A 14,765-nucleotide genomic window follows, 5' to 3' on the forward strand; every position below is an offset into this window, starting at 1 on the left:
AATTTTTTACGGCCATGGTTTGGGCATGAAAACACACGGCATGAACCCAATTCACATTTGCAATCGTTGGTGGTGGCTCGCATAAGCGGGTGGCCAAAACACATGCCCTAAACATACCGGCCGCCTCATTCTTGCAGGCGGCTTTGTGTTTTCAGACCTTCTTTTCTTCCTGATGATCACAATCCTCCTGCGGCACGGCGCACACAGGAGGAACAGACGTGACGACCCCACATCAGGAAACCGGCATTTCCAAAGACGGCAATGAAAGTAGCGAATATCGCTACACCACCGATGGCGGCATTTCCGTCATTCGCCGTATGACGACCGTCACTTACGAAGACGCAACCGAAAGCCTGATTGATGCCCTTGATCAGACCAAGGGTGTTTTGCTGTCATCAAGTTACGAGTTTCCGGGTCGCTATTCACGCTGGGATATGGGATTTGATGCGCCACCGCTTGAAATTGTCGGACGCGAACGCGGCTTTACCGTCCGGGCCTTAAATGATCGCGGGCGGGTCTTGCTTGATATCATCGCCGATACATTGGGCAATCATCCGCATATCGAAAGCCTCACCAACGGTGAAGATGGCCTTTACGGCCTGGTTAAAACCCCGGCTTCCTGGTTCCCTGAAGAAGAACGCAGCCAACAGCCAAGCCTGTTTTCAGTTGTCCGCGCACTGCGGGATCTGTTTGGGCATAAGGGCGATGAACGCCTTGGTCTGTATGGGGCGTTTGGATATGACATCGCCCTTCATTTCGAACAGATCAATCTGACCCAAGACCGCCCGTCGGACCACAAAGACATCCATCTGTTCCTGCCGGATCAATTGGTCACGGTCGATCATGCATCCCGGGTTGCGACCAAAATCGACTATGAATTCATCGCCCCCGACGGACGCAGCACGGTTGGGTGTGAACGGATATCGCAACCCCACCCGCCATCACGCGGCAACAATGCCGTGGTTGAAAACGATATGGAAACCGGTGAATACGCCGCCATCGTCGATGAAACCAAGCCGCGCTTTGCCCGTGGTGAATTATTTGAAGTCGTCCCCAGCCGCGTTTTCCGAACCCCTTGTGCCACCGCACCCTCGGAAATTTTCCGCCGTCTGAAACGCCGCAACCCTGCCCCGTATGGTTTTCTGATCAACCTAGGCGACGGTGAACATCTGATTGGTGCGTCACCGGAAATGTATGTCCGGGTCAAAGGACAGCGGATCGAAACCTGTCCGATTTCGGGCACGATTGCGCGTGGCCGTGATGCGATCGAGGATGCCGAAAACATCCGTATATTGCTCAACTCGACCAAGGATGAGTCGGAACTGACCATGTGCACAGATGTTGACCGCAACGACAAGGCACGGGTCTGCAAACCGGGCAGCATCCGCATTCTCGGCCGTCGTCAGATCGAAATGTATTCCCGCCTGATCCACACAGTTGATCACGTCGAAGGCCGCCTGCGCGACGGGTTTGATGCGCTTGATGCCTTCCTGACCCATTGCTGGGCCGTGACTGTTACCGGCGCGCCAAAACGGGCTGCCATGAAACATATCGAAGCCGTCGAACGCAGTTCGCGCGCATGGTATGGCGGAGCGATTGGTGCTGTTCTCTGCAATGGCGATCTGAATACCGGCCTGACATTGCGCACTGTCCGCCTGAAACAGGGTGTCGCCGAAGTCCGCGCTGGCGCGACATTGCTTTTTGATAGTGTGTCTGAGGCCGAAGAAGCCGAAACCGTGCTGAAGGCATCAGCAATGATTGATGCAGTAACCCGCGATGCCAAGGATGAAATCACCATTGATCCGGCAAGTTCAGGGCTCGGCAAACGGGTGCTTCTGATCGATCACGAAGACAGCTTTGTTCAGAATCTGGCAAGCTATATCCGCGCGACGGGTGCTGAAACACTAACACTGCGTCCGGGTTTCCCGGATGAAGCCTTTGATGATTTCAAACCTGATCTTGTGTTTCTATCCCCCGGCCCCGGACGGCCAGATGACTATCATCTGCGCGACAGCATTGAACGTGCGTTGGCCGCTGGTTTACCGGTGTTTGGGGTGTGCCTTGGCTTGCAGGGGATTGTCGAATTTTTCGGCGGCACCCTTGGACAACTTGTCACACCGATGCATGGCAAACCGTCAAAGGTGAAACTCGATACAAGCGATCCGCTGTTTGAAGGTCTGCCTGAAGACATTGTTGTCGGGCGTTATCATTCACTGTTTGCCAAGGCCGCCGAACTGCCCGCCGATTTAACCGTCACCGCACGTAGTGATGATGGCGTGATCATGGGCATTCGTCACAGCAGTCTTCCGATCAGTGCGGTACAATTCCATCCGGAAAGCCTTTTAACCCTGCAAGGCGATGTTGGAATGCGCATGATCGCGAACTTGCTCCGCAATCCGCATGGACGGCTGCCAGATGAGGAAGCCGACAATGACCCTAATAAATCGCAGCCAACTGACGCAAAGGCAGCCTGACGATTACATTTGCACCTGATCTGTGCTGTGCCAAAGCCCCCCTGTGAATGGCACAACAAAGCACAGATCATACACAGCAGCGGCCGCGCTCCTCCCTCGCGGCCGTTGCTTTTTTTTGCGATCTTTCAGTTCTGGAAAGATACTTATCCGACCAATGCCTTAAGCGTCTTCGTCATCCAGATCGCCATCGATCACGCTATAGTCGGGTGGTGGGGCCTTGCGGAACTTTTCCGGATTGCCGATGCGTTTTTCGCGGGTGCGCGAAATCCAGCCGCCATACTGGCCTTCGGGTTTTGGTTCGGTCGGGGCACCGGCACGCACCGGGCGCGGGGCAAATCGGCCCAGACTGATCAAACGATCGTACATCACAATATTGGCGGCAATCGCGACATTGACGCAAAAGCTCATGGGGATTTTGATGATGAAATCACATTTATCCTGCATGCCCTGTGACAGGTTTCCACGTTCCGGACCAAGGATATAGGCCGCTTGCGATGGATGTTTGAAACTGGGCAGTTCAATCGCATCGGGCGTTAATTCAATCCCGACCATCCGGCATCCCGACGGCAGGAAAAAATTATCGTGACTGGGGAAATGATAGTACGGCATTTGTTCAGCGGACTTTGACGTATCGGTGATGTTTGAACGTTCCTCTCGGAAATCCGCATCAACCGTAAACGCAAAGCTTGCACCAAAAGCATGGGCAGAACGAAACAGGGTGCCCACATTCAAAGGCTTGCTTGCCCCTTCAATTCCAATCCCGAAATAGCCGCGCATATCTTCCTCCGTGCCGCACGGTGGCCCCGCACGATGATAACTCCGATCAAAACAATGAAACGGGCTATACCCGCCCGCGCCAAATAAGGCAAGCCAACCGCCCCAAAACGCGCGCCACGACCACGCACACAGACAGGGTTTGGAACATATGCCCTAGCGGACCGTTTGAATAACGGAAGGTGAAAACACCAAAGACACTTACACAAAGTAAGACACAAGCAAACTTCCACCAAAGCAGGAGAACCAAATGAATTGGGATCAAATCGCCGGGCGCTGGAAACAAATCACTGGTGATGTCAAAAGCGAATGGGGTCGCCTGACGGATGATGAAGTTGACCAAGTTGAAGGCAAGCAGGAAAAACTTGTCGGCCTTGTTCAGGAAAAATACGGCATCGAGCGCGAAGAAGCCGAACGTCAGGTAAGCGCCTGGTTCGACCGTATGTAGCGCACGCGCGCGCGACACGACAAATTGCAGATCTTATTTCGCCCCCATGGACTTGTTCAGACTTGATCCATGGGGGCGAAACTGTTTTGTATGGCGGGCGCGCTTAATTTGTCATCCGCTAGCAAAGATCAAAAACCCTATGGCCGTTAAATCACCCTGCACTGGCGTCTGTGTGCTTGATGCCAAATCCGGATTTTGTTCGGGTTGTTTTCGCACTGGCGATGAAATCGGATCATGGACGGGTTTAAGTGACGGGGGCAAAAAACGCATCCTCGCCCAAATTGGTAAACGGCGCGCTGTGGCAAAGACCCAATCACGTGAAACGACGAAAAGTCACGCCGTCTAAACAACCGTTACAGGCGTCTTTACCCAAACATGACGGCACCGCTAAGCGCCGTCATCTTCATTGTCACCTGAAACGTCAAACGCACTTTTGCGGCCGTTGGCGGCTTTCCGAACAGTTTTCGGGAGTATGATTGAAAATATCGTCCCCTCGCCGACAACTGATTGCATCTGGATGCTCCCGCCCAAAACGGTTTCGACAACATTCCCGACAATCGCCATGCCAAGACCACTGCCCGGATTGGCCGCATTGGCAGTCCAGAACGGCTCAAACACCCGATCATGCAAGGCCGGATCAATACCCACCCCGTTATCCTCAACATCGATTTGATAAAAATGCGCGTCGATATCAACAAGTCGAAGAGTGATTTTGGCGTCGGAACGATCAACGAAAGCATGGCGTTCCGCGTTGGTAATCAGACTGAGAACCACCTGATCAATTGCATCGGAATAGTGTTCAATCCGGGCATCTTCCGGTCCTTCAAAAACGATCTTGATCCCGGACTTTTTAAGCTGATTTCGCAATGTTGCAACCAGATCACCTAGCAACTGGCAAAGATCAAATTCACGAAGGTTGTGGTTCGACTGGTCTGCTGCCGTCTGGCGGAAATGCCCGACAAGGGTCACGGTACGTTCAAGGTTTTTCTGAACGATCCGCACACCGTTCTGAAGATAACTGACATCGTCGCGCACCGACTGCGGATCGATTTCCTGACCGCCAAGTTTTGTCGAAAGATCATCAAGATGTTCTCCCAGCGTCGAAGTAACTGTAATCGCATTGCCAATCGGTGTGCGCATTTCATGGGTAACACCTGCGACGATACGACCCAACGATGCCATGCGGCGCATACCGACAAGATGGCTTGCTATGCGCTCTTGCGCCGCTTGCGACTGTTGGCGATGTAAATTGAAAATGCCGATCACAAATGACAGGGCCGCAATCAGTATTGTCCCGACGAGCAATACCGCGATGTCTGACAGCCGCGGATCTAAAAACCTGTTATTTTCTGGCGCACTGGCAAGGATAAAAAGTTGTCCATAACCGTCCTCGGCCATGTCAACTTGTCGCAATCCTGCCAAGGCAACCGGCGTGATCAAACGTGCATGATAAAATCTCTGACCATGCTTAAACACATCGTCAGCACCGACATTTCGTATAACTTTCTGCCAAAGTGCATCCTGATCAAGCGCCATATTGGCAGTGGCTTCTGTCATAAATGCCCAAAGATTGTCGTTTCCAACCCCCGCCAACCAATAGCCATCTTTGTTCAGAAGCTCGGTCCTTGTCGCATGATCCTCATCGCGTCCAAATTCCGCAAGCGGCACCGCCATATCAAGATTAAACACAATATAGCCGCGCCGATCACCATCCACTGTACTGATCGGCGTTGCCAAACGGGCCGTTGGACGCCAAGGCGTTTCAATCACGCCGCGTTCGACGTTAAGGTCAATCGGACTGATATAAACGTCGCCCGACGCAAGCTCCGCTGTCGCGCTGAAGTAATATCGCGATGATTTGTCTTGCAAAATGTCCGCCGGGGCGACTTCCAGTCCATTTAATTTACGGTCCAGTCGTATTTGCTCAAATCCATCATTACCAAGAATTCGCAACTGGCTAAACCGGTCCGCTTCGTTGGCAATAACACGCAGCTGCTCAATTGCCGCATCAGGATCCTGATCAAAGTTGCGGATGGATGTATTCTGTGCAGCGATCCTTAAAATCTGCGATGCCGCTTCAAACCAGCGGCGAAGTGTATTTTCGTGTATCACTGCATCAAGTAACACTTGTCGGGATGCGATGTCGTTCTGTCGTTTTGCCTCAAGGAACTGCCAACCGGCCCAACTGGCACACATGAACACCGTGCCGACGATGAACGAAATCACGGTCGTGCGCCAAAACGCCTTGTTTCGATACCAAACGACCCCGGCTGGCGACAATAATTTAAACGCACGTGAACGCGCACTGGCAGAACCCGATGCGCCTGATGCTTTAATCTCCGACATGCGCCGACATATCCCAGCGTTTTAGCCATTCGATAAAGGCATCAGGGTCCATTGGCTTGGCATAATAAAACCCCTGTACACATTCGATGCCAAGAAGACGGGCAATCTGATGCTGTTCAAAAGTCTCAACGCCTTCTGCAATCGATTTTAATCCAAGATTATCTGCCATCGTCTTTGCGGTGGCTGCCAAACTGCCGCGTGCTGCTTCACGCGTCAGGGTCGAAACAAACGACTTATCGATTTTGATGCCATCAACAGGAAGGGTATCAAGGTGGCTTAGCGACGAATACCCAGTGCCAAAGTCATCAAGCCATAGCTTAAAGCCCCGACGTTTAAGCGCGATAACCCCGCGCGATGCATCTGCGTCAACTGCAATCGCTTGCGTTTCCGTGATCTCAAACGAGATCAGTTCGGGCGCAAGACCCGTTTCTTCGCATTGCCGACCAAGTGCCTCGATAAAATCGGGATTGCAGATGTCAGGCACTGCAAGATTGATCGCAACGGGCAGTCTGGGAAGTCCTGCATTCTCAAGCTTTGCCCAAAAAACCGGAATGGTCATCAGGCTTTGTAAGGCAATGTCGGCGCTAAACCCGGCCCGCTCGGCAATTGGGATAAAGGTAGATGGTGGAATATTCTCGCCGTTCATTTCCCAACGACACAGCATTTCCGCTCCGGACACAGCTCCTGTCGTGATGTCGATTTTGGGTTGGAAAACGAACCGAAACTCTTTGGATAGCACGGCACCCTGTAAGGCCGACTTTATCCGAACTGTATTTTCAATCTCGTTGCCAATTTCAGGGGTGAACAACAAGGTTGTGCCCGGATGGTCCTGCATCACACGCAGTAACGTGCTCCGTGCAGCACGGTCAATATCCGATGCCTGTTGGCCGTTTGGATCGCACGAAACAATCCCGATTGATGCAGCAATCGAAATCCGGTTGCCCATGATCGAAAATGTTTCATCAAAGGCGCCTGAAATAATCGCCGGATCCAGCGTACCGGTACTATCGACAACACCAAATATGTAGTCACCGACACGGGCAATCAGAACTGGTTCTCCAAGCATTCCCCGCATACGGTCATGAACTGCCGACATGACGTTTTCAGCAAAGGACAGGCCAAAGGCCACGGCAAGTTGCGGGGCTTCCTCTAACGAAATAAGCGCAACAGTCGCACTATCTGTTTTTCCGGAAACCAGTCCGCCAAGTTCCCTACTAAACGCATTGTGATTGGGCAATCCCAAGCGTTGATCGACAAAGGCCAATTCGCCCAAATGATTGATCAAGTCCAGATTTTCGAAACAGATCGCAAGATTGCTGGCAAAAACCTGCAACAACACAATATCGGTATTGGGCAGCGCGCCATTATGCTCAAAATAGATCACCAATTCGCGGCCGGTTTTGGTGCGAAAACGCAACCCAATTTTGTTATCACTCAGTTCAGGCGTCACATTGTCAAACGCAACATCTTGCACCATGGTCAAATCGACATCGGGAACATCCCGCAATTCGGTCCCTACGTTTTCCGCAAAACGTCCAAGTCCAGCCATAACGACCATGCTATCTTGGTCATCACCTGTGGTCCCGCCCACGGCACACACGGCACCTTCGAACCGAAGTCGCAGAATGGCGGCAACCTGCGTCAGGACGCCCTCAGCAAACAGGGCAAGATTTTTGTTGCTGTAAAGACGTTGCGTGCTTTCGATAACCATCTCAAGACCAGCACGCGTGTCGCTCAGACTGCGGATATGATCGTATGACCGGATCGCCGTCGTCAGCGAGGTGATCAGTCGCGTGCGGCTCAATTCATCCTTGGTGCGATAATCATTGATGTCATAATTTTTGATGACGTCATCTTCGGGTGCCTGTCCTGAATAGCCGGTACGCAGAATAATGCGCGGCTCGTTGTAACCAAGGTCGCGAATTTTCCCTACCAGACGCAACCCCGTGTCGGGTTCTTCCATAACGACGTCAAGCATGATCACGGCGATATTTGGGGTGGATTTTAGATAACCAAGTACTTCTTCACCACGTGTTGCATGCAAAAGCTGCAAGTCACGGCCAAGGATAGTGACCTTATTGAGTGAAAATTCAGTTGCTTCATGGACGTCAATATCATCATCGACGACCAGAATTTTCCATACCTTGTCCGACAAACCGGGATGAGATTCAGCACCCTCTATCCGAGAATTTGTTGCATGCGAATCCGGCGCGTGATGTTTGCCATCAGCCGTTTCAAAATGCTCGCGCATACGAAATTGTCTCCAAAAAACACGTCACGGCATGACTGTTATTTTTTGACCCTTCCTCATCTTTTACAGATCGAAGAAATTGTCCCCTTTGTGAGATATATGCTTTGATCCCGCTATTACAACTATACCAAGACCGTACTCTTACAACGCGTCAGCACATTCATGTATGCTTATGAATTCCTCCTTATCCACCCTGTAAATTCTGTTTTTAAAGAATCAGGGGATTGCCACTGGTATCACAATGCAAGAAACCATTCGCTCACCACCAAAGGTTGATCACCCCAAAACCGGAAAAGTGAAATATTCTAAAGATTTCGACCGTCAACATCACTGCATCCGGACACATGTATTGTCGGCTCCTACGTGAATGTTCCTATTACGGATGATCTGCAAATGACGCCATGAAATTTGAAATGACGCATCATTGTGCATCAATGCATTTGCAGTTTGCCTCTTTAGGGTCAGCACCTAGACTGTCTGCTTAAGACTATGCGGGAAAAATGAACGCACTCGAGAACAAGGCAGTGAACAATGGCCGAAGACCAAACCAATCCAGCCGCATCCGCATCTGATCTTCGTCGCATCTGTCGACGATCATCCTCGGCCGTTCTTGCCACCACGGCCATCGGGCATAAGCAGGTTGCCGACGGGTGGCCGGTCGCATCCATGGTTGTTCCGGCAATCGATCTTGATGGCGCCCCGATCCTATTGATTTCCGATCTGGCCGATCACACCCGTCATTTAAAGGCAGATGCCAGACTTTCGATGCTTTTCACGGGGGTTGATCCTTCCCGCGACGACACGCGCCCGATCGAAACCGATCATCCCCGCCTTACCCTGTTTGGCCGCGCCATGCCGACCACGTCCGCCGACATACGGGAACGTTATCTTCTGATCAACCCTGATGCGGCACAATATGTCGACTTTGGCGATTTCGGTTTTTACCGTGTCGCCGTGGAGGCCGCCTATTGGGTTGGTGGATTTGGCAAACAACGTCGTCTGTCTGGCACACAATTCACTGTTGATGACTGTCACGCACTCGCAGCAAGTCACGATCATATCGTGGGTCATATGAATACAGACCATCTGGACGCTATTGCTGACATTGTCGCCCACCACACCGGCCAACCCAAACAGCCCGGCTGGAAGATGATGTCAATTGATTGCGATGGCATGGTTTTAGGGACCGGTTTGCCTGATTCTTCGGTCCTCAGAATCGAGTTTCCACAAACGGTGCTGAATCCATCTGACGCGCGTCAAATTTTGGTCGAAATGAGCAAAATTTCGCGCGCATAAATCACACTATTTGTATTCTGAAAATTTAATCCTCAGCCATGAACATAGAATTTTCACAATCGCAAAATACCCTACGTTTTCCTTGGTATTAGGCAAAAGGACCGGTTGCTTTTAAGACACCTTTGTAACAATATGTCTCAACGCAGTGAGTTTCCCACAATTTACTGTGTAGAATTAAGATTTAACCCCCAACTTTTAATTCCCACCAGGAGAGATTCGTGCTGCAATCAGGACCCGTTGTCAGCCGTGTAGGCCTTGAAACTCATGGCCTCAAAAACCTTGGCGCCGTTCACTGGAACCTTGACGCTGCCGGCCTTTACGAACACGCGATCCGTCGCAACGAAGGCAAAATCGCCAAAGGTGGTGCTTTCGTCGCACTGACCGGCGAACATACCGGCCGTTCCCCGTTGGACCGTTTTGTTGTCGAAGAAGACAGCACCAAGGCAGACATTGATTGGGGCGACGTAAATCGCCCGGTCAGCCCGGAAGTATTTGAGCGCCTGTATCAGAAAGTGCGCGCATATTTCCAGGGCACCGAACTTTTCGTTCAAGATTGCTTTGCCGGTTCTGACCCGCGCTTCCGCCTGCCGGTGCGCGTGATCAACGAAAATGCATGGCATAACCTTTTTGCGCGCAACATGTTTATCCAGCCGCAAAAAGAAGAACTGCGCGATTTCGCACCGGAATTCACCATTCTGCACGCGCCGGGCCTTCAGGCAGACCCGGAAGTCGATGGCACCCGTTCCGAAGTTTTCGTAATGGTCAGCTTCGAGCGTAAAATGGTCATCATCGGCGGCACCTGGTATGCCGGCGAAATGAAGAAATCGATCTTTTCGGTTCTCAACCACATCCTTCCGGCCAAAGGCGTCATGCCGATGCATTGCTCGGCCAATATGGGCAAAGACGGCGACACGGCTGTATTCTTTGGCCTGTCGGGCACCGGTAAAACCACCTTGTCTGCTGACGCATCACGCACCCTGATCGGTGATGATGAGCATGGCTGGGGCGAAGATGGCGTGTTTAACTTTGAAGGCGGCTGCTACGCGAAAGTCATCAAACTTTCCAAAGAAGCAGAACCGGAAATTTACGCGACCACTGAGCGTTTCGGTACCGTTCTTGAAAACGTTGTGATGAACAAACAATCGCGCGAGCTTGATCTCGACGATGCCCGTCACACCGAAAACACCCGTTCAAGCTATCCGATCGAATTCATTCCGAATGCATCGGCCGATGGCCGTGGTGCGCATCCGAAAAACATCATCATGCTGACTTGTGATGCCTTTGGTGTTTTGCCGCCGATTGCCAAACTGACCTCGGCACAGGCGATGTATCACTTCCTGTCGGGTTACACCGCAAAGGTTGCTGGCACCGAGAAAGGTGTTAAAGAACCAACCGCAGCATTTTCTGCCTGCTTTGGTGCACCTTTCATGCCGCGTCACCCGTCCGTCTATGCCAAGCTTCTTGGTGAATTGATGGAAAAACACCAAGCCAATTGCTGGCTGGTCAATACCGGTTGGTCCGGTGGTGGCTATGGTACGGGTTCGCGCATGAAGATCGGTTACACCCGTGGTCTGCTGAATGCAGCCCTGAATGGTGAACTTGAAAATACCGAGTTTGCTACCGATCCGTATTTCGGTCTGGCATACCCGACCGCATGTGGCGACATTCCGGCAGAAGTTCTGAACCCGCGTGATAGCTGGAAAGACAAAGCAGCCTATGACAAGGCGGCTGCCAACCTGACCGGCCTGTTTGAAAAGAACTTCACCAAGTTCGAAGAACATGTCACCGACGATGTGCGCGAATCAGCAATCCGCAGCAGCGCAGAAGTCAAAGCTGCAGAGTAATCTGCTCACCAAACGATCCGAAGAGGCCGGTGTTTTGCACCGGCCTTTTTTTATGTCCTGATCGTCAGTCATATTACACATCACCACATCCCGTATCTCTCCTGATCATGCTCCAAGCACTGTCAGGCAAGGGTGATGGATCCCTCATACGATAGATTGAATACATAACGCTGCGAATCGTGATAGCATGCTGATCTTGTTGAAAAATAACGACCCTTTAATCTGGGAAAATCAATGCGCGTGACGGCTCATTTTCCTGATGCTTCTTTGCGGCCACCTGCAAAAGGCGCGACAGACAAAGGATGCTTTCTGGGCACGACACGCCTCAGAGAATGGGTCTTCGCACTCTGTTGTCTGTGTTTTGCGATACTCGTCGCAATACAGTCACCGGCACATGCCCAAAACTCTCTGATGTCACCGGCAGGTAAGCACACAACAGTGACACTTGCCTGCAACCCGTTTCCGCCCTCAAAGATCGAAGGCACCGCTCCTGAACCGGGCTATGATGTTGAAATTCTAAGGGCCGCATTTGCCACACGCAACATCACCCTGATCACCCCGTTCTATCCGTGGAAACGGGCCTACTTCCTTGCCCGGACGGGGCAAGTCGACGGGCTGTGTTCGTGCAGCTATTTGCCGGAACGTGAAAAGGACTTTCTTTTTTCCGATCTGCTCGGCCATGTCCGGGTCGCTGTTTACGCGACCCAACAAGAAATACTTGATAGCGTTAACACGGTTGAAGATGCCCGCAACATGACGGTTGGTGTCGTCAACGGCTACAGCCTGGAAGCCACCGCCCGGGATGCCGGTCTTGACATCATCATGGCCAATAGCGAAGCAACCTTGGTCAACTTGCTGCTATCGCGGCGCTTGGATGCGGTGCTGTCATTCAAGTCACCAATAGATTACCTGATCAAGCATGGCAGCAACACGATGCCGGACATATCATCGCTAAAAACCAAAATAATTGCCAACAATCCGTATTATTCCTGCATTACCAAGAATATTGATGGATCCGAGGAGCTTATGGCGCAATTTAATCTTGGTTTGCAGACAATCCGCAACAATGGCCTTTATGAAAACATTCTTGCGAAATACGGGACGTCCCCGGAAACCGACACTATATCCCCAGATAAGAACCAGTAACGCCGACAGGTCCCACCCACCAGATCAGCGTAAATATTCAAACAGTGACATGCCTGTAATTTCCGACGTTACTGAACAGGACGCTTCATGTTGGATCGACAAGGTTTCAATGCGGCCAGAACAAAAGCCCGCTCAATGGCGGACTTTTGCTTCGAACCCTTGCTTAATGTCTACCGATGCGTCGGGGCATCCCGCCAATAAAGGGTAATGTCGGCTTCGGGTTTGCCAAACAGATAGCCTTGTGCGTAATCAAACCCTGCTTTGGTAATCAGATCGCGCATGGCATCGTTTTCAACCATCTCACCGACAACCTCGACGCCAATTTCATGGCACAGATCAACAAGCGATCGCATGAAGGCCTTGCCTTTGCCGGTCTTCATGGATTGACGAATAGATATCCCGTCGATCTTGACATAATCGACTTCCATCGCACTCAGATATCGGAAGTTCGACGCCCCCGTGCCAAAGTCATCCAGACAAATCTCGATCCCGAATTCACGGAACCGGCTGATCCATTTGGCCGCTGTTTCGACATCCTTGATCTCGGACGTCTCGGTGACTTCAAGCATCAATTGACCAAGTGTTTCACGATTACGTTCAAACAAAGCGATGGCTGAACGGCAAAAGTCCGGATTTTCAAGCGAATGACCGGAAACATTCACTGCAACCCGCACCGTAATCCCGGTTTCTAGTTGCGATTTGATCCATTTAAGGGTCCGTCGCAACATCGCCAAATCAAGCCGATGGACCATATTGACCTGCTCGGCAAAGGCAATCAGCTCCTGGGTCGGGATCAGCTTTCCATCATCATCATTGAACCGCACCAAAACTTCAAAATGATGAATTTCCGCCGTCGGCAGACGGACAATGGGTTGATACACCACATCAAATTTCAGCTCATCGACCCGTGTTCCAAAATCCTGCATCGCCGAAAAAGTGCTGTTCACCAGATTATTGGCCTGCCCCATCAACCGCGAGAATGTGAACCCGTGGTCCTGACGGTCACAAAACCGGCGGATGGAATACAACACGCCACGGGTCAAGTCGCCCGGCGGAATGACCTCGGCGGTGAAATCGGTTGCGGTCGAGCTGACTTCAACTCCGATACCCTTGGGGTCAGCATCGCGAATACATTCCTCGATCCGCTTTTCAAGCGCCCCGATCGGGATGTCGGGTTTATGCAACATGCCAAACTGTTCGGAACTAAGGCGCCCGGCGGTATCACCGGCAACCGAATGGGCCCGCAAAAACGCCCCCACACTTGCCATCAGCTCAGCCCGTTCAATCTGTCCCATGCGCTTGCACAACGGATCAAAGGCGTTCAGCGTCATCAGGGTGAATTTGTGCTCTACCCCGGTTTCACGTTGCGCAACCAGCCGTTCGGTAACCACCTTTGACAGGCTTTCTTCATCGAGAAGCCCACTGGCATTGTCACGTCTGATGGAGGCCACAATTTCCGGCGGCAAGGCATTGATCGCAACACGAAGTGCGACAAAAAAGTGATCGCCAAGATCAGGCAGGAAATAACCGCTCATGGAGACAGGCGGGCTAAGCTGATCGTCTTCCTGAGAAAATCGGACCTGAATATTGTCCATTCGGCCGCGCCGGCGTGCGACTTGCAACATCTCGGTGACCAATGGCTTGAATTGTTTGGCCAGAAAACTTGTAAACAGATGCCCCGCAAGATCCTGCTGCCGTCGTCCAATGATCCCGTCGGCTGCCCCTGATGCAAAGACGATCCGCAAATCGCCATCCAGCTCCAGAAGAAGGTCCCCCCATACGAAGGCCAGTGCTGCAAAACGGTTACGTTCGTTTCGCAATTCAGTTGTTCGAGCTTGTATAAGTTTATTCAAAGCGCCCTCTCAAGCTGCCCATGATCCCGACAATTTCCACTTCCCCCGAACAAGAAAATTGTCGTCTTAGTCGTTTCTGCTTTTCTTCATAATCTGCTCTTTTTGCTTAACAAGGCTTTTACAACGTCAATAATTCATGGCCTGACGCGTTCACTGACAGGCAACTTCGCAGGAAATTGTCCGGTTATCCTCATCGAAATCGGCGTTTTTCGTACAGGTCCTAGGATAATATCTTTGTTGTGGATAAGTTTTTTAAACCCCTGAGCGCGATACTTTATCTATTCGCGCCTCACCCACGCTCAGATGTTTGCAAGCACGTGCTGATCGCTTACA

At 51.5% G+C, this 14,765-nt stretch carries 10 protein-coding genes; 6 read left to right on the forward strand and 4 right to left on the reverse strand.

All coding sequences use genetic code 11. The features are described from left to right. Positions 1–218 precede the first annotated feature (218 nt). Positions 219–2,474 carry an anthranilate synthase component I gene (locus RIC05_RS03645; RefSeq protein ID WP_350045306.1) on the forward strand — a complete coding sequence of 752 codons (2,256 nt, stop codon included), beginning with the start codon at positions 219–221 and terminating at the stop codon, positions 2,472–2,474. A 159-nt stretch (positions 2,475–2,633) separates the two neighbouring features. On the opposite strand, the gene RIC05_RS03650 is transcribed toward RIC05_RS03645, so the two are convergent. After that, positions 2,634–3,251, reverse strand: a complete 618-nt coding sequence (locus RIC05_RS03650; RefSeq protein WP_350043400.1) for an RNA methyltransferase — start codon at positions 3,249–3,251, stop codon at positions 2,634–2,636. Between the two features lie 247 nt (positions 3,252–3,498). Between RIC05_RS03650 and RIC05_RS03655 the strand changes: the two genes are divergently transcribed. Together RIC05_RS03655 and RIC05_RS03660 are read left to right on the forward strand one after the other, a co-directional pair. Beyond that, positions 3,499–3,696 carry a CsbD family protein gene (locus tag RIC05_RS03655; RefSeq protein WP_350043401.1) on the forward strand — a complete coding sequence of 66 codons (198 nt, stop codon included), beginning with the start codon at positions 3,499–3,501 and terminating at the stop codon, positions 3,694–3,696. 139 nt (positions 3,697–3,835) lie between these two features. Beyond that, positions 3,836–4,042 (forward strand): DUF1289 domain-containing protein, encoded by a 207-nt coding sequence (locus tag RIC05_RS03660; RefSeq protein ID WP_350043402.1) that lies wholly within the window; start codon positions 3,836–3,838, stop codon positions 4,040–4,042. 41 nt (positions 4,043–4,083) lie between these two features. Here the strand turns inward: RIC05_RS03660 and RIC05_RS03665 are convergent, their stop codons facing one another. Both RIC05_RS03665 and RIC05_RS03670 read right to left on the reverse strand, forming a co-directional pair. Continuing rightward, positions 4,084–6,042, reverse strand: a complete 1,959-nt coding sequence (locus RIC05_RS03665) for a sensor histidine kinase (RefSeq protein ID WP_350045304.1) — start codon at positions 6,040–6,042, stop codon at positions 4,084–4,086. Next, positions 6,029–8,293 (reverse strand): EAL domain-containing protein, encoded by a 2,265-nt coding sequence (locus RIC05_RS03670; protein WP_350045303.1) that lies wholly within the window; start codon positions 8,291–8,293, stop codon positions 6,029–6,031. The genes RIC05_RS03665 and RIC05_RS03670 overlap by 14 nt, the downstream gene beginning before the upstream one ends. Before the next feature lie 531 nt (positions 8,294–8,824). Between RIC05_RS03670 and RIC05_RS03675 the strand changes: the two genes are divergently transcribed. The 3 genes from RIC05_RS03675 (at position 8,825) to RIC05_RS03685 (ending at position 12,579) form a co-directional block, all read left to right on the forward strand. After that, on the forward strand, positions 8,825–9,589 hold the full coding sequence (locus tag RIC05_RS03675; protein ID WP_350045302.1) for a HugZ family pyridoxamine 5'-phosphate oxidase: 765 nt from the start codon (positions 8,825–8,827) through the stop codon (positions 9,587–9,589). A 218-nt stretch (positions 9,590–9,807) separates the two neighbouring features. Beyond that, a complete protein-coding gene (locus RIC05_RS03680; protein WP_350045301.1) occupies positions 9,808–11,433 on the forward strand; it encodes a phosphoenolpyruvate carboxykinase in 1,626 nt (541 codons plus the stop codon). Positions 11,434–11,871: 438 nt separating this feature from the next. After that, entirely contained in the window at positions 11,872–12,579 is a 708-nt protein-coding gene (locus RIC05_RS03685; RefSeq protein ID WP_350045300.1) for a substrate-binding periplasmic protein, read from the forward strand. A 170-nt stretch (positions 12,580–12,749) separates the two neighbouring features. Here the strand turns inward: RIC05_RS03685 and RIC05_RS03690 are convergent, their stop codons facing one another. Beyond that, positions 12,750–14,432 carry an EAL domain-containing protein gene (locus RIC05_RS03690; protein WP_350045299.1) on the reverse strand — a complete coding sequence of 561 codons (1,683 nt, stop codon included), beginning with the start codon at positions 14,430–14,432 and terminating at the stop codon, positions 12,750–12,752. Positions 14,433–14,765: the final 333 nt, after the last annotated feature.

The organism is Thalassospira sp. (assembly GCF_040218635.1).
Lineage (GTDB): Bacteria > Pseudomonadota > Alphaproteobacteria > Rhodospirillales > Thalassospiraceae > Thalassospira.